The sequence below is a fragment of the Microbulbifer maximicatervae (SeqCode) genome (assembly GCF_056231245.1).
The window spans coordinates 1,374,257-1,391,285 of sequence record NZ_CP174334.1 but is presented as its reverse complement, the minus strand read 5'-3'; the positions used below and the strand labels follow the sequence as shown (position 1 = coordinate 1,391,285).

11 protein-coding genes are annotated in these 17,029 nt (G+C 44.7%); 6 read left to right on the top strand and 5 right to left on the bottom strand.

From position 1 onward, the window contains the following. The first annotated feature begins 88 nt into the window (after window positions 1-88). Window positions 89-1,081 carry a recombination-associated protein RdgC gene (gene rdgC, locus ACJJIS_RS06055; protein WP_444907720.1) on the top strand — a complete coding sequence of 331 codons (993 nt, stop codon included), beginning with the start codon at window positions 89-91 and terminating at the stop codon, window positions 1,079-1,081. Window positions 1,082-1,141: 60 nt separating this feature from the next. On the opposite strand, the gene gnd is transcribed toward rdgC, so the two are convergent. The 3 genes from gnd to ACJJIS_RS06040 all read right to left on the bottom strand — a co-directional run bounded on the left by gnd (window position 1,142) and on the right by ACJJIS_RS06040 (window position 7,760). Beyond that, window positions 1,142-2,662: an NADP-dependent phosphogluconate dehydrogenase gene (gnd, locus tag ACJJIS_RS06050; RefSeq protein ID WP_444933768.1), complete on the bottom strand. Its 1,521-nt coding sequence runs from the start codon at window positions 2,660-2,662 to the stop codon at window positions 1,142-1,144. 1,276 nt (window positions 2,663-3,938) lie between these two features. Then, window positions 3,939-6,926, bottom strand: a complete 2,988-nt coding sequence (locus ACJJIS_RS06045) for a TonB-dependent receptor (RefSeq protein WP_444907718.1) — start codon at window positions 6,924-6,926, stop codon at window positions 3,939-3,941. Between the two features lie 318 nt (window positions 6,927-7,244). Then, on the bottom strand, window positions 7,245-7,760 hold the full coding sequence (locus ACJJIS_RS06040) for an RNA polymerase sigma factor (protein ID WP_444907717.1): 516 nt from the start codon (window positions 7,758-7,760) through the stop codon (window positions 7,245-7,247). A gap of 2,317 nt (window positions 7,761-10,077) precedes the next feature. Here ACJJIS_RS06040 and ACJJIS_RS06035 point away from each other — a divergent pair. From ACJJIS_RS06035 to ACJJIS_RS06015, 5 genes are all read left to right on the top strand, one after another. Continuing rightward, window positions 10,078-11,547, top strand: coding sequence for an alpha/beta fold hydrolase (locus tag ACJJIS_RS06035; RefSeq protein ID WP_475709702.1), 1,470 nt, complete (start codon window positions 10,078-10,080; stop codon window positions 11,545-11,547). Between the two features lie 123 nt (window positions 11,548-11,670). After that, window positions 11,671-12,765 (top strand): PaaI family thioesterase, encoded by a 1,095-nt coding sequence (locus tag ACJJIS_RS06030; RefSeq protein ID WP_413662716.1) that lies wholly within the window; start codon window positions 11,671-11,673, stop codon window positions 12,763-12,765. A gap of 134 nt (window positions 12,766-12,899) precedes the next feature. After that, window positions 12,900-13,433, top strand: coding sequence for a DUF2058 domain-containing protein (locus ACJJIS_RS06025; protein ID WP_413662717.1), 534 nt, complete (start codon window positions 12,900-12,902; stop codon window positions 13,431-13,433). An 8-nt stretch (window positions 13,434-13,441) separates the two neighbouring features. Continuing rightward, complete coding sequence (locus ACJJIS_RS06020) at window positions 13,442-14,002, top strand: DUF1415 domain-containing protein (RefSeq protein WP_413662718.1); 561 nt, start codon at window positions 13,442-13,444, stop codon at window positions 14,000-14,002. Continuing rightward, a complete protein-coding gene (locus tag ACJJIS_RS06015; protein ID WP_413662719.1) occupies window positions 14,002-14,589 on the top strand; it encodes an endonuclease dU in 588 nt (195 codons plus the stop codon). The genes ACJJIS_RS06020 and ACJJIS_RS06015 overlap by 1 nt, the downstream gene beginning before the upstream one ends. Window positions 14,590-14,657: 68 nt before the next feature. Here the strand turns inward: ACJJIS_RS06015 and ACJJIS_RS06010 are convergent, their stop codons facing one another. Together ACJJIS_RS06010 and ACJJIS_RS06005 are read right to left on the bottom strand one after the other, a co-directional pair. Continuing rightward, window positions 14,658-15,527, bottom strand: coding sequence for an alpha/beta hydrolase (locus ACJJIS_RS06010; RefSeq protein ID WP_413662720.1), 870 nt, complete (start codon window positions 15,525-15,527; stop codon window positions 14,658-14,660). A 129-nt stretch (window positions 15,528-15,656) separates the two neighbouring features. After that, window positions 15,657-16,955, bottom strand: coding sequence for a M23 family metallopeptidase (locus ACJJIS_RS06005; protein WP_444907714.1), 1,299 nt, complete (start codon window positions 16,953-16,955; stop codon window positions 15,657-15,659). Window positions 16,956-17,029 lie beyond the last annotated feature (74 nt).

The window sequence follows — 17,029 nt, the reverse complement described above, 5'->3', positions numbered from 1 at the left end:
AATTAAGTGTTAACAGGCTCTAGCTGCCCCGCCCCGGTTTCCGCATAATGCAGGCCGCACTCGCAACTGAAAACAGATGGCCTGATGTATGTGGTTTAAAAACCTCCGTATTTATCGTTTGACGAAAGAATTTTCCCTGGATGCTGAAAAATTGAACGAATTGCTGGAGCCCCATGCATTTGTTCCCTGTGGCAGTCAGGACAGCACTCGCTATGGGTGGGTGCCTCCACTAGGGCGCCACGGCAGCCAGTTGGTGCACGCAACGAATGGCTACCTAATGGTCTGTGCTAAGAAGCAAGAAAAAGTGATTCCTGCTGCGGTAGTCAATGAGAAAGTTGAAGAGCTGGCACAAGCTATTTCTGAAAAAGAAGCCAGGCAGGTAGGTCGCAAGGAGCGGCAAAACCTTAAAGACGAGATTCTCCTTGAAATGCGCCCCAAGGCATTCGCTCGCTCCCGTCTGCAATATGCCTATATTGCACCTCAGGATGGTTGGGTAGTGGTTGACGCCTCTTCTGCCTCCGCCGCCGAGGAACTGCTGGAGAACCTCCGCGAGGCTATCAGTAGCCTTGCCGTGGTACCACTCTCCGCTAAGAACCTACCACAGCAAACGATGACCCACTGGCTCAGTGCCCCTGAAGCACCGCATCAGTTTGATTTTGGCCACGAATGCGAGTTGCGCGATCCCAAAGACAGCGGCAGTGTTATCCGCTGTAAAAACCAGGACCTCTGTGCAGAGGAAATTCACAATCACTTGGTGGCGGGACTACAAGTGCACAAGCTGGGGCTGACCTGGCGTGGGGGCGTTGAATTCCTGGTAGATGATCAGTTGTCCCTAAAGCGTATCAAGTTCAGTGACGAGCTTCTGGAGAAGGCCGATAGTGCCGATGCAGAAAGTGCAGCCCAGCGATTTGATGCAGATTTTGCGGTGATGACTCTGGAGATCTCAGCCCTGACCAAAGACTTGCTCTCCGCCTTCGGTGGCGTCAACACCGAGTCGGCTAGCGTTGAGGAACTGGTCGCCAAAGCCAGCCGCCAAGAAGCGGAGGCCCTGGCCAAAGAGGTAGAAGAGGTCGTTCTTTAGGGAACTCACATTGTGATGCGTACCTGAAAGGCACGTATCAACTGCCCCCTACCCCACCAATCAGATCTCAACCATTGGGCGGCCAGGTTCGGTCCACTGGACGTGATACTTGCGCTGCTCAGGCTGGTCCACACGCGCAAAGGTATGGGCTCCAAAGAAATCACGCTGTCCTTGTAGCAGGTTCGCCGGCAGCGACTCGGTGCGGAAGGCATCGTAGTAATTGAGCGCCGATGACAGGGCCGGCACCGGAATACCATTCAGAGTGGCGCTCGCCACCGCTTGGCGCCAGTTGGCCTGGTGATCGGCAATCTGCTGGGTGAAGAAATCATCCAGTAGCAAGTTGGAAAGCTTGGAATCTCGATCGTAAGCATCGCTGATAGATTGCAGGAACACTGCTCGAATGATGCAACCTGCACGCCAAATTCTGGCAATTTCAGAGAAGTTCAACTGCCATCCCTGCTCCCGCGCAGCCAGCTTCATCAAATCGAAGCCCTGAGCGTAAACACAGATCTTTGCGCAGTAGAGAGCGTCGTGCAGCTGTGCAATCACTTCTTCCCGTTGCTCTGGAGCCACTGGTGTCAACTCAGGCCCTTGCAGTTTCTTCGCTGCGCGGGTACGCAATACCTTCCGGGTAGATAATGAACGGGCGTAAACCGCTTCGGCAATACTCGGGGCCGGACAGCCCACTTCCAGGCTACTCATGGCTGTCCAGAGACCAGTACCTTTTTGCCCTGCTCGGTCGAGGATAACGTCTACCAGCGGTTGTTCTGTCACGGAGTCCAAGGTAGAGAGCACTTCCGCACTGATATTGATCAGATAGCTGTTCAGCGGGCCTCGATTCCACTCGCGGAATACCTCTGCAATTTCCTCTGGGGCCATACCCAGCGCCGTGCGCATCACATGGTAGGCCTCACAGATCATCTGCATATCGGCATATTCAATACCGTTATGCACCATCTTCACATAGTGGCCTGAGCCTATCGGGCCGATATAAGCCGCACAGGGCTCACCTTCGCGAACCGGATTGCCAGGCTCAAAGCGTTCAATCGGCTGGCCGCTGGCTTTATCCACTTTGGCGGCAATAGCATGCCAAACTGGCTCAATACGACTCCAGGCATAACGGTCGCCGCTGGGCATCAGGGATGGCCCAAAACGAGCACCCACTTCGCCACCGGATACTGCGGTGGTGAAGAAGATCAATTTGCCTTCATACCGTTTAGCCCGCTCCACAGAGTCAGTCCACAGGCTATTACCAGTATCAACAACGATATCGTCAGCCTTTAAGCCCGCATCGAGCAACTTGCTGCATACATCATCAACGGGGTCTCCAGCCGGAACCGAGAGAATAATCAAGTGCGGGGCTTTAACCTTCGCCAACAGCTCTGTGTAAGAGTTGCAGGCTTCAACACGCGCAGGCTGGTCTCCACGCTCTTTCTTGTCCTGCTCCAGCAGCGCATTCAGCCGGTTGTGATCCAAATCAAAGGCACAGACCCTATAGCCATTGTCGGCCAGGTTCAGGATCAGGTTCTTACCCATCACACCGGCGCCGATAAAGCCAATATCGCACTGTGAATCAGACATCAAGTTCTCCATATAAAGACAGGGGGCTTTCAAGGGCGTGGAGTATAGCAATATGAATCTGGAGCAGGGAGAGCAAAAACCAAACAAAATTGCCCAGAGGGCAGCAAATACAGCCTACAAGGTGTAGAAGCCGATAGCAGGTGGTCCGCTATGGGCAAATACTCCCGACCTGGCGCACCTTATCTTTTGGTGCCAACCGGCAATTCAATTGCCCCGACACCAGAGCTCCATAAGTTATTTCAAGTCTATGACGCTTTATAAGAAAAGCTGATAACGAACTGTAAGAGCAAGGACATATCCGCCCAATACGCTAATTGGGGAAATCGCTTCCGATGAGGCTGAGTTTCCTAACGATAACGCAGCCGGTTTCCCCATGTACCGTAAGTGGCACTATCATTACTAACCCATAATCCTCCATCACAACTACTTAATCTGCCTATAAATCCATTTTATCGATTAAATTGAATTTTTAACTAAATCAAGGCATGTGAATTTTAATAAAGCAAAACCCATATTCTTTGGAAATTTGACTGAGAGGGATGACCTTGGACACCCTACTTAACTGAGCTTACTAACAAATGAAAGCCAACAATAAAATAAACCATAAAATACAATCAATCCATTATTTGGCCTTCCAGGATTTATCGCCGATACCTCGATACTGGAATTTCAACATTCGCTTCACTACAGCAAAGCGCAAAATAAAAGCTCTTAACCTTACTGAAAGCAAGAAGTAAATGATGAAAATAAATTGATTTTTTCAGCAAGATGGAACCTCACGATTTATCCTATAAGTGCATGAGCAATACCATGTTCATTAAAAATAGACTTATTAAGACGACAGTCGGTGAATATGCTGGAGACCTCATAAGATCATTGAATCAGCCAATGGAAAAACTATCTTCAACAGCGCCAAAACTCCCAGCGCAGGTTCAGACAGCTAAAGGAAAATTAATAGTGTAATTTCAACAAGCTCTCATTTCAGCTATACAGCCTCTAAGTCTATCCCGCCTTAATTAATAGCCCTAGATGCTAACAACACTAGCATTACGGAAACAGTTAATTTATATACCTGCCAACAATAATCAATGACTATTTTTGTAACCCAAAACTCATATGCAGCACGAAAACTGGCAGCGCCCCCTAAAGCCAAGACCGCTAGACTTCAGAAGACATCTATAAAAATGCAAAAATAGGTTGGCAAGAAATCCCCTCACCAACCTACATATTCATTCAATCAAATCTAAACAATGAATCACAGATTTCACCGGATTAATCAAAACCCTTTACTAACACTTAAGCCAACAATACGAGGCTCTAATGTAAACACATTAGTAGTAAGACCTGAATCATCACTATTAGTGAACATATCAGTGATAGGCGCATCATCAAAAATATTCTTCACGTAGAGCTGCATATATAGATCAGAGTCAGGATTGCTGAGGCTAACTGAAGCATTGAGATTACTCCAAGCCTTCAAACGATCATACTCAGTGTTATATACACGAGCATAACTTTCCGACTGGCGGTAGTAATCTGCTCGTAGAGTTAAATCCCAATTCTCAATAGGAATCGTATGTTCCACTCCGAAATTAACGGTGAAACGTGGTGCGTTGGGCAACTCATTTCCACTTAAATCAGCAGCAAAACCACGCCCCCCATTAGGTGCATCGGTTAGCGGGTTGTAGGGATCAACTCCATAATTGATATCATGGCGCAATGCATCCGAGACTTCGATTTCTGGAGAGAATGAACCATACTGGGCGGAACCCGCACAAAGCGACCAAATAGCGAAAATATTAGGCGCAGCCATAACCGCTTCAACTAAATCCACAGGTGCAATACAGTTAGACGGCACCTGGATGCTAGGACGAACCAGTACCCAATCTTCATTGCCCTGAGTACGATCCATCACGTCAACAGATTCCTCTCCGTCTGCAATTCGGGTTTTTAGGTACCCTAAATTCATATCTATTCGTGTTGCATCTGTAAGCTGCCAAGCCAGCTCAAGCTCAAGCCCCATAGTTTCCGCATCAAAATTCTCATTGAGAGAAATTCTGTCAACAATTTGAGAGACTTGATAGTCGGTATAATCGTAGTAAAAGGCACTAGCATTAAGCGATAAGCTACCATCGAAAAGAATGTTCTTACTGCCAAACTCAATTGCGTTGACAAACTCCGGCTCAAAAGAATCTTCCAGGGGCTGAAACTGTACTATTGCTGGATCAACCTCGGCTCGGGGAGGGTTAGTACCACCACCTTTATAACCGTGCGCAAAGGACATATAGAGCATAGTTTCATCCGTAAAGGGCAGATCCGTTCTCCAGTCCAAAACTGCACGCCCGGTGTACTCCTTCCAGTTCTGAGTAGCCGGATCACCTTCCGGATAGCCTCGATGGACAAGCCCCCCGGAGACTTCACCGGAGGAGACTTCCCCCGTTACCGGATCATAAAAAGTACCTAACAACAGCTGACTGGGTACTGGAGTAGAGCGCTTGCGATCATTTGTATAGCGAAGGCCGGTAGTTAGCTTTACATCATCATTAATTTGCCAATAAGTTTCACCAAATAATGCCCAAGAATTAACTTCCACCAAATTTCGGCTCAAGAAATAGTTATGTCCTTCCTCATCAATGTTTTCTATCGAATTAGGGTCAACATAAATACAATCTGAACCAACATTTACTTCTGGATCAGTACAGTTTTGAAATACTAAGTTGAAATTTTCATCGCGGTCGGCATTATATAGATATTGCGCCACCATACTAAATATATTATTGAATACAAAATAGTCATCTTGGGTTTTAAAGTCTAAATAGTTTGTGCCCACTGAAAAATTCCAAGGACCATCGAAAGATGTCTGCAATCGGAATTCCTGGCTCCACTGTTTATTATCTGATCGACTAATATCAACTGCCAACAGTCCTTCAGAGGGTCCCAACTGTGGATCAGTAAAAACTCCCCCCGGTGTAGGTTCTAAATTACCCCCATCATTAAAGATGGGATCTGAAACATAACGATTATAATCTTGGGATGAATAGTAATCGTCCTTAGCATAAGTCGACTGAGAGTAAAATGTAAGAGAGTCTGTCAGGCCCCATTCGAAGTTCAGTTGCACTAAGTCATTCTCTGCGCGGAATACCGGATCATAACTGGTTTCAATTTTACGAAGATCACGTGACTGCGTTGAATTCGCATAAGGGTCAGTAAACCAGTCAATAACCTGGCCATAGCTCGTGACAATTAACCCGGTAGCCAAAACGCTTGCAAAACCCTGGGCATTGGGTGCGCTGTAAGCGTCATCACTATAAATCGAGCTAGGCAGACAACCCTGACTAAAAAACACTGGCGTAAAGCCTGTTAGTTCAGTATCACCAATATGTGTTCGGCCTGGATCTTTTGTACAAAGTTGCTTGCCCGTGCGTGAGCGCCGATCATCTTCTTCAAAGTGTTGCCATATTAAATTGGCACTAAAGGATTCACTGGGCTCCCACTCAAAGATTGCACGAGTAGAATATAGATCGCGGTCATTAACATCGTTACCGGTATAAGTGTTGTAATCAAAACCATCACGCTTAGTCATGGCCCCGGAGAAACGCAACGCCATGGTCTCCCCCAATGGCATATTAAACATTCCGCTGGCGCGCTTGGTGTTATAACTGCCCACCTCCGCCTTGATCTCAGAGGCAAACTCATCTCCAGGCATAATTGGCAACATATTAACTACGCCAGCTGTCGCGTTGCGGCCATAAAGTGTACCTTGGGGGCCACGCAAGACTTCAACCCGTTGCACATCAAAGAACTCTTGCTCAAATAATCGATTGCGAATTAAAGGAGTATTGTTGAAGCTCACAGCAACCGCCGGGTCTGAAGCAGCAGAAACAGCTTTAGTGCCTATACCGCGAATAGAGAAGTTATAGGTGCTGAAGTTGGATTTAGAAAAATTGGCATTTGGGACAGCTCGTAGCAACTCTTCCCCCCGCTCAATTTTAAGGTCATCCATACTGTCACCACTGAGTGCAGATACTGCAATGGGCACATCTTGAATACTCTCTTCAATCTTCTGCGCAGTAACCGTGATCTCCTCAATCACCTGTCTTGGGTGTTTACCTTCTTCACTCTCCTGGGCACTGGAAATGGTAGGAACAACTGCAAATGCCAAAGAGGCAACAATGGAGCTGTACCAGGGAGTAATTTGGCATGAATGTCCAGATTGATAAATCGCTTGTGCAATCAATGTTTTCTTTTTGACAGGTTTCATCATCACACTACGTCTCTCTTTATTGTCGGTATTATTGGGTTATTGACCTGATATAAACCTATTTCAGGCTCAACAACATTTAAGACGCGAGAGCTAAAAGAAAGGGGGGATAAAAAATAAACTTTATTTTTGGCGGGCTAAAGCAGAATTATTAACTAAATATTTAGAAAGCTGCAACAGTTAGAACTAAAAAGCCAAACCTCTGGCGTAGCGCTAGCAGAATCACTCACCAAAAAATTTCTAGTTGAACTTGTTGTCCCGTTAGACATCTACTCGAAAAAAGGTCACAACCTACAGCACAATATGACCTATTTTGCGCCATCAAGGAGCTTCCTCTGCCACCTGCCTAACCTTGGTCAAAGCACGCTGTATTAATTCTTTAACCGAATCCTTAGAGATTCCCATTTGCTCCGCAATTGCTTGATAAGTCATTCCCTCAAAGCGATGATAGCGAAAAGCTGTACCAGCTCTTGGCGGCAATCCTAAAATAGCTTCCAGAACTCGGGTATAAGCCTGTATTCCCATCACCGTCCGTTCCGGACTAATCATGTAAGGGATATCGACTTTGTGATCAATAGAGTCATGTAACCCTCCACACCTAGACTTTTGACGCCTACCATGACTAATCAAAAGATTTCTTGCCATGGCATAAATGTAAATTCTTGGGTTTTCGATTTGCCCTCCATACTTTTTGATACGAATATATAACTGAATAAAAACCTCCTGAACTAGATCATCAACATCAGATAGATTAACTCGGGAAGAAAAGTAACGTTTCAAATCCAATCCATACTCACCAACCCACTGCGTCACATCATCCTGATAAAAGTTTTCCATTTTTCTAGTAAACCATCTCGCGTGACCGACCGGTTTCCCTGAGCTTCTGGAAAATTTTGCAATACTTAGTACAACTTACAGAGGCTCTCTAGAGACAATGAACAAAACAAACCATCGATCAATTATTTTTTGGTCAAATTATTTTTGTAGTACAAAACCAGCCTTCTTTTCAAAATCGAGTATCAACTAGCTAAACCGATATAAGTCTTTAGTTTTACTAAAGTTAACTTCCCCTAAAAACACAGAGAGTAGACAAAAAACATACGATAAACGACCACCTCCAGTGACTGGAAAAAAGTAACGCCTAAATTACAAGCATAGAGAGGTATTACTATGAACTTCAGCGCCTAAAGGCTAATCAAATCGTAGACTATTAACCTTCAAAAGGAGGGAAAATAAAAGAGGGGAAAATGGAACAAGTACTTGGATAATTGTAGATATGAAAAAGTTACATTACGAAATATAAAAATAGAATTACTTACTTCTTCCGTTTTTGTAGTAGTAAAGTAGATTTTTACACTTCCACAGAAACATTGAGAGCTTCATACTCTTTATCTTATTACAAAAAAAATTGCTATCTTTTGAATAAATCTTATGCGAACAGTTTTCAAGATGAATCATTTCTATATGCTAGAGTACTTTCCTGACTTTTTGTTCACGCCGGCATAGTCGCAACTGGGAAAGAAAATGACACTTTCGTTTATAGAGCCTGTCAAGCCACTATACAAAAAGTACAAGCGTTTTATCCGTGCTAAAGCCCTGAGAGGGCCCTAAGCAACCTTGTTTTGCACTCTCAGCCTTTGTTCAGCCCCTTCACTTTCATTGAACGCAGACATCTCACCGTTCCAAATTCCTCGAAGCAGCAGCCTGGAGTTAAAGATCCTATCAGTACTAGGTCCTATTCACTTTACGTTAAGTTACCTAAGAGTTACGAAAGTACCCTCGACTAACGATATCCTTTAGTGCTTATGACAGATGCAGACTCAGCCTTTCAGGCCACTTCAGGTACAACTCAAGTGCCGATGGATTTTGGCAAACTGCAGGAAGTCATTTTAGTTGGACTATCTTACTCAAAAGGGTCAAAAATCATGCCAGCCGTCTTCGGGACTTTACCCCCATCAGCGATAAAAACTGGAAATATTTAACTGGCAAGGCCTATGCGCATGCCACTTTTATTCATGACGTCATTTTGCCCCTCCTAGCAAGATCACATAGCCTATCTGACATCGGACACACCTTTATAGCGCACTCTCTAGGCGGGCTATTTGGCACATATATGTTGCTTACCAGGCTAAGCGGCTTTGATGACTATATCCTCAGCAGGATATCGGTGTGGCACGATCGTGCAAGAATCTTTAATATGAAAGCTACTTTCAGCTCTAATTACCGAAAGGTGTTTATTGGATTTGGTGCTATAGAAACTCCAGAAAAAAGCCAAATTCGCAACGACATGGTAAGGGGAGCGAGGCAGCCCCAAAGAAAATTAGTCATTGAAGAAGGCTAGAGATAAGCCCCCGACTGCTCATTATTCCAGAAGCAAATCATGGCACTTCATTTCCAACTACTGCCATTTAGGACTTGGCTTGCTATACAGAACGAGAATGTAAGAGCAATAAAAATATGAGCTACTAGATGACAGTTTTATCAATACAAAGGTCTTTTATATCAACGATATACAACCACTAAAATTTATAAAAATCTCATAGGTGTGATGAACAAACCAAAGATAAAAAGGCTATCCTTATTGTTATAGCTGGCATTTTTTCATTGACACTATAGCCTCACTTTACCAAAGCTATTATCTAGGGATGATAAACTTCAAATCGCCATACGATCCTCTCTCAGACACCCTGCTTCAGGTAAAATATCTACATCAGAGGCGCCCCATGAATCTGAGCATAATGATTTTATATAACAACCCATAATACCTGAACACTTGCCACCCCAGGCGTAGAACCATTTTTTAGTTATTTTAGAGCAAGAGCTTAATTGCTATATAGTGAATTTAAGGAAAGCTAGCTTTCATAGAGTAGCAATATTGCCTATCATTGATTATAACCTTGCACGGACCCTATAAGCCCATTAGTACTGGGGTTTAAACATCCACCTACTATTTTCCGGACTTCTGTCTGACAGCCTAATTAAATCGAAACCCCTAGTGAGAGGTTAATAGCTTATATTACCGATATTCACGGGGTATCTATATCGAGAAAAGCCCCATGAGCTCTCGAATAAACTATTTATCCACTTGAAAATAAGAGCCCAATCTAAAACAATAACATTCGCCTAAGTTCGACAATAAGGAAGTATCGAAACAATGAAAAATAATGCCAAAAAAGCACATCTTTTCGCTCCGCTAATAATAATGCTATCACTGAGCCCTGTCAGCGGATCAGCAAAGTCCATTAACAATGAAAAACCGCACACCTTTACTACATGGAGCAAACAAACTGCAGAGGGCTATCAAGGCTTTATTGAGGTACCAGAAGATCGCACTAAGAAAGATAGCCGTAATATCACCCTCCAATATGTAAGGTTTCCTGCAACAGGAAAGAAAGTGGGCCCACCAATAATCTACCTGGCAGGCGGCCCTGGTGGCTCAGGAATTACGGCCGTTAACTATCGCTTTGATATGTTTATGGCGTTGCGACAATTTGGTGATGTTATCGCATTAGATCAACGTGGTAGCGGCCGCTCCAATGACCTTCCCAATTGTGAATCCAAGCAAATTGTACCTTCCCTTGAACCAATCACCGATACCCAGTATATCAACTACCACCGCAAAGCCCTAAAAGAGTGCTTACATTTTTGGGAGCTTACTGGTGTAAACCTAAATGCCTATAATACTCTCGAAAATGCCCGAGATCTTGATGCCATACGGAGCCATTTGGGTGCAGAGAAAATAGTATTGTGGGGAACATCTTATGGAAGCCATCTCTCTTTGGCAGCGGTAAAGGAGATCGAAGGTTCTATTGATAAGCTAATTTTATCCAGTGCAGAGGGTTTGGACCAAACCATCAAGCTGCCCGCCCGAACAGATTACTATCTAAACCGTCTACAACAGGCAGTCAATCAGCAACCCGCAGCAAAAAAAGCCTATCCAGATATTAAAGCACTTATAAGCCGAGTCCATAAAAAACTTGAGTCACAACCATTGAAAATTAAAATGCCTCAACGGGATGGCAGGGAAGTCGAATCCCTCCTACAGCGTAGGGATATGCAACAACTAGCCTCGGCATTCATTGCGGACCCTAAAAGTGTCAGCCATCTACTCAGGTTTTATCGCGATTTGGACCAAGGAGCTACATTAAGTTTCGACAAGGTGCCCAGACGTTACTTCCCCGATGAATTTCTGCAACCAGGCATACCCATATCCCTGCGCCCGATGCCTACGGCGATGGATATAGCCTCTGGAATTGATATGAAGCGTAAAGCACAGGTTGTTGAGCAGGCACAAAAATCTCTACTGAAAGACTACCTAAATTTCTCTCTGCACTACGATAATTTGGCGCCAGAGTTAGACCTTGGGGATAAATTTCGAGAAAAGCCAGTCAGCAATATTCCGGTATTACTATTTAGCGGGACCTTGGACGGAAGAACTTATCTGGAAGGTCAATATGAAGCCATTTCAGGGTTCAAAAACGCCACTAAAGTAACAGTCGAAAATGCAGGGCATAATTTATTAATGGCTTCTCCTGAAGTCCAGGATGCGATAAATCTATTTATGGAGGGGCAGCCTATCCCGAATACCCATATCGTAGCCAAACTACCCAACTTAGCTCCATAACCAGTATCCGCCGATCGATAGCTGCGCTGTTAGGGTAAAAGACTCTTCCGCAGCTTTCTCCCTTTCTCGCATCCAACAAACCCTCACATTACCCTTGTCCTAGAAGCAACTGGAGGCTGGGGGATGACCAATATCACCGACGAAGTCCATCGTGGTGCCATCTGTGACCTCAGGGCGTTGCAGCAACCTGGTCTCGACACCTTTAAACGTTACATTCGCGGCAGCTTACCCGGGCCCCCTTTTTGGCGACTAACGGGTATGACTCCCACCGAGGCCGGCCTTGGTAAGGCCACCTATTCTATGCCTATTACGCCGTGGCTAGCTGATGGGACCGGGATCTATTGGGGGGGTATCTATGCGATGTTTGCAGACGCCCCCTTGGCCTCCGCAATATGGACAACCTTGCCAGCTGGTAAAGTCTTGAGCACATCAGAATTAAATATGTGCTTTATTCGACCCATCACTAGCAGTACACAAAATATTGTTGGTAGAGCTACGACCGTTCATTCAGGCAACCAGGTGGGGCTCTCAAGTATTCAGATTAACGATCAGGAGGGGAGAACCCTCGCTTTCGGTAGCACTCGCTGCCTTATTGCCGACTTTCCAGTCAACCCAGATCAGGAGCTTCCAATTCCCGACCTAGGACCAACAGATACACCTGACCCTTATCTTCGCCCTCCTCCAAAAACGTTCTTTTGCGACATGGCACACTTACCGGAGCAAGTCCCTATCGAACTGCAGAGAACCACGATTAGTGAGGGGCGAACTCACCCTATCTGGATGCTCACAGGTTACCGCGCAATAGAGGTTGAAAATGGTCGCTGTATCTCGACTATGCCCTCCTCTCCCTGGTTCTCCAATGGGACCCTTTCTATATATGGTGGACTTTTGGCATGGGCCGCAGATTTCACCATGGGAGGCGCGGTCTACTCCACACTGCCTGCAGGATCTATATTCGCTACTCTGGACATGCATATCCGCTTTGCTCGCCCAGCCAAGCTCAACAGTGGCGACTTGATTCTGGAGGCGCAGGTACTCCACCGCGGCCGGCAGCTGAGAGTATCCTCTTGCAACATTGATACTCCCAGTGGCAAGCGGGTGGCTATTGCTACTGGCTCAGCCCTGGTAATTCCAGGGGGCGCTCAAATGCTGAGTGACGGCAAGGAACCCGATGAAATCATCGCAACTGCTACCTCCGGTAAGCCTTGGACACCATAAAAATCTTTAGCGGTAGTTGGACCATCTTCAGGTAAAATACCCTCACAAACTATCAACCCATATGGTTGGTGAAAATTTGATCAGGCATACCTGTAAAGGCTGCCGAAACTTTAGACTTTCACGGGGAAGAGACTATGGCCTCATTGCAAGACCAACTACTCCAAGCAGGACTTGTCGATAAAAAGAAAGCCAAACAAATCAGCAAAGATAAACGGAAGCAACAGAAAGTTGCGAAGAAGTCTTCACAACCCCAGATTGATGAAACAAAGCTAGCAGCACAAAAGGCTCAAGCAGAGAAAGCCGCTCGTGATCGCGCCCTCAATGCTGAGCGCGATGCGGCTGCACAGCAGAAAGCTATTGCCGCGCAAATCAAGCAATTGGTGGAAAAAAATCGCCAACCTTATTCTGGTGAAATTACTTATAACTTCACTTTCGACAAAAAAATCAAAACCATCTATGTCAGCGAAGAATTAAGGGATCACTTGATTGCGGGGCGCCTGATGATTGTTGTCCAGGGAGAACAATTTGAGTTGGTTCCACGGGTTATTGCCGAGAAAATTGCGGAGCGCAATAGCGATATCGTAATCAGGCCTGCTGAAAGTTCAGCAGTGGTAGATGAAGATGATCCCTATGCAGACTTTCAGATCCCCGATGATCTTATGTGGTAAGCAGTCAAATGGAAAAAGCTGTTACTCAGGCGGTAGAACAATGGCTTACTGATGTGGTTGTCGGTCTCAACCTCTGCCCTTTCGCACGCAAACCTCTGCGTGCAGGGCAAATTCGACTCAAGGTGAGTCCTGCCACAGGAGACGAGGCGCTACTCAGTGATCTATTGTCGGAATTACGTCGGCTCGATACCACTTCGGAATCTGAATTGCTTACCACCTTATTGATTATCCCTAATCACCTAGGGAAATTCAGCGACTACAACCAGTTCCTGGATTTAGCAGAGTGGTTACTGGAACGCAACGACTATGTAGGAACCTATCAATTAGCCAGCTTCCACCCAGATTATCAATTTGCTGGCACTGCAGCCGCCGATGCGGAAAACCTAACTAATCGCGCACCCTATCCTATCTTACACCTGCTGAGAGAAGAGAACCTGGAAAAAATGATTGATCTATATCCAGATCCAGAGAGTATTCCAGAAAATAATATCCGTCGTATGGAATCATTAAGCCATGAGGAAAAACTAAAGTTATTTCCCTACTTATTTCTTCAGGGCAACAAGAAATAATGAAGCCTCTGGCAGAATTATTACGATTAAGGAAGCAGATCCGAGTTATCGGTTTTGATGACGCCCCTTTTGAAAAACGAAGGGGCGCGCCGGTAAAAGTAAGCGGTATTATCTGCACCAAAACTCGCTTTGAGGGAATGCTTTGGGGGCAGGTAAGCAAAGATGGGATGGAAGCTACAGAAACTCTTGCCACACTGCTGAAAGAAAGTAAATTCTACAGCCAGGTAAATGTCGTATTGACCGATGGAGTAGCAGTGGGTGGTTTCAATATTATTGATCTGCCCAAGCTGGCCGATATCTTACAGCGCCCTTGTATCGCGTTAATGCGAAAACCACCAGACATTCAAGCCATTGATAAAGCGCTGCAAAATTTTCCTGACTATCTACTGCGTAAAGAGACCCTGATGAAAGCTGGGAGTATCCATAACTACAATAACTTCCATTTTCAAGTGCAGGGATGTGAACCGGGGATTGCCGCCCAGGTGTTAGAGCAAACCACTGACACTGGGTATGTCCCTGAAGCTCTACGTTTAGCCCATATGATTGGCGCGGCAGTAATGACCGGACAAAGTGGCAAACGCGCATAATTCCAATAGCACAACAGATCTACCATTTGTCGCGGGCAGCTATAGCTCTTCTTTTACCGCGAGAATTATTATATTGCCCACAAATCCTGATATACCCACCTTAAACCTTTTGCCAACCCCACCGGGAAAGTGGAATAGTGGTCCGTACCGCTCACCACCTCTCCACTAAGCTTTAATCCACGATAATTACGCGACTGTAATTTAGCAAGAAATCTCTTATGCCCATCTACCATATCATTACGCATGTGGCTCTTTTGTATTGTCTCCAAAGCGCCAGTGGCAATATAGACGTTTACAGGCAGTGTGTTGTTATGGCTTGCATATTTATTCTCCAAATCAAAGATCATTTCATCCTTAAACCAAAGAGAAGGACTTGTCAGGATATAAGTGGAAAACAACTGTGGATTGGTAAGTAATACCCAAGCACCAAAAGATCCACCCAATGAATGACCTGAAAGAATCCTACGTGTGGGATCCCCCCTAAAACTCCCCTCAATAAAGGGCATTACTTCTTTTTCAATAAACTGTAAGTACTTACTGGCTCCACCAGTTGTATAACGCTTCCACCCACTATCGACTACGGGCGTGAGATCTCGAACTCGACTATACTGCCCGTTTTCTCCGTGAGCGAATGAAATAGCAACTACGATGGCTTTATCCATATCCTTAAAGTGTGTAACACCCGAGGCAACCTTAAATGTATGAGGCCCATCATTAAGGTAAATTATCGGGTAGGTCTTATTTTTATTGTCATCGTTCGAGTAACCTGATGGTAACTTCACATATAAGTCGTATTTGCGTTTGAGAATATCAGAGTCAACTGTGTATATTTTAGATCCACTTAACTCAAAAGATTCAGAAACCTTGGTAATGAGGGGCTCTGCAATTAGTGAATTAGACAGCACCAGAATGGCTATCAGCAGAATAGCTCTAATCATATTTAACCTAGTTTAATTTTATACTCAATATTGCTTTAAGAAAAAATTCGCTACCAACAAAATGTAATTCAGTTAAACCCTGAATATAATAAGGTGAGAGAGAAATAAAAAAGATAAAGAAAAGCTTAATTATGAATCAAACTGATTTGGTTGAGCGTACTTTATCAATTCATCTTGAATCTTTTGAACCTGTTGAGAAAATTGATTTAAAGAATCTCCTACCAGCCCCTTACTAATAGGGAGGTCAAGCCTTAATGGATCAACAGCCGTACCATTTTTATGAATCTCATAGTGCAAGTGACGCCCCTGCACACGACCTGTAGCGCCAAGGTAACCGATTACCTGCCCCTGTTTTACTCTTCCCCCTTTACTAATTCCTTTCGCGTACCCCTTAAGGTGCGCATAAATAGTCTTTATCCCGGAGCCATGGCGAATACGAATATAGTTGCCGAAACTACCAAAATAAGAAGCTCGCTCAATAATACCATCACCTGCAGCCAATATCGGCGTGCCCAAAGGGGCTCCAAAGTCCAAACCTTTATGTACTCGGGTATACCCTAGGACTGGGTGCTTGCGACGCCCAAAATAAGATGACAACCTTGCATTCTCTAACGGAGTACGCATTAGAAACCCTCTAGAGCCTTGGCCATCAGGGTAAAAATAATCCACCCCCTGAGGTCCCTCAGTAGAAAACCGATATAAACTTATCTTTTCTCCACTAAGAATAAGCTCAGCAAATAAAATTCTATTTAGTTTTTCCTTTCCAGTTTGGCTATTGAACAAGGTATCATAGAAAACAGAGAATTGATCACCTGCTCGAATCTGCCGTTGAAAATCTACGGAATAACTAAATATTTCATTTAGTTTTGTGAGTACAGAATTAGATAGGCCAGACTCTTTTCCACTTTGGTATAAACTGCCCGAAATTTCACCTTTAACATAGTATTTCCTGGCATCGACAGGAGATTCAAATTGATTAGTTCTATAATTGTCTCCATGTCTAACCAACTCCAAACTCTCTGCAAAGCCAACAACCAAGGTAAGCTTATTAAGCTTTCCAGTGGTATCTATTGTTAAGTTAAATTCCTTACCAACTGGTAGGATACTGACATTGACATGTTCCGATAAAGCCTGAATTATTTTATACGCTTCTGCACGATCGACTCCACTATCCACCAATAGTGATAAAACCCCTTGGTTTTTAGCTAGTTGAACTTTTTTTGTGCGCTCTAGATATTCTTCCTCAACTCTATATGGAGGGGCCACCTCCCTACGCTGCATCCCTTCATCTTGATGTACCAAGGATAGATCATTGAGTAGGGGCATTGTAAAAGATAAATCATATTGTACCGATTTAACATTGGAATGGTTTTCCAATAACGGCCCTGCTATCGCCAGTAATTGAATCGATAAAAGAACCAGCAACAAAGCCATCCTCCAGATATCGATCAGAAAGAAAATAGTTAATCGCCTCACGGGTAACCCTACTTTTCTTAAGTAAT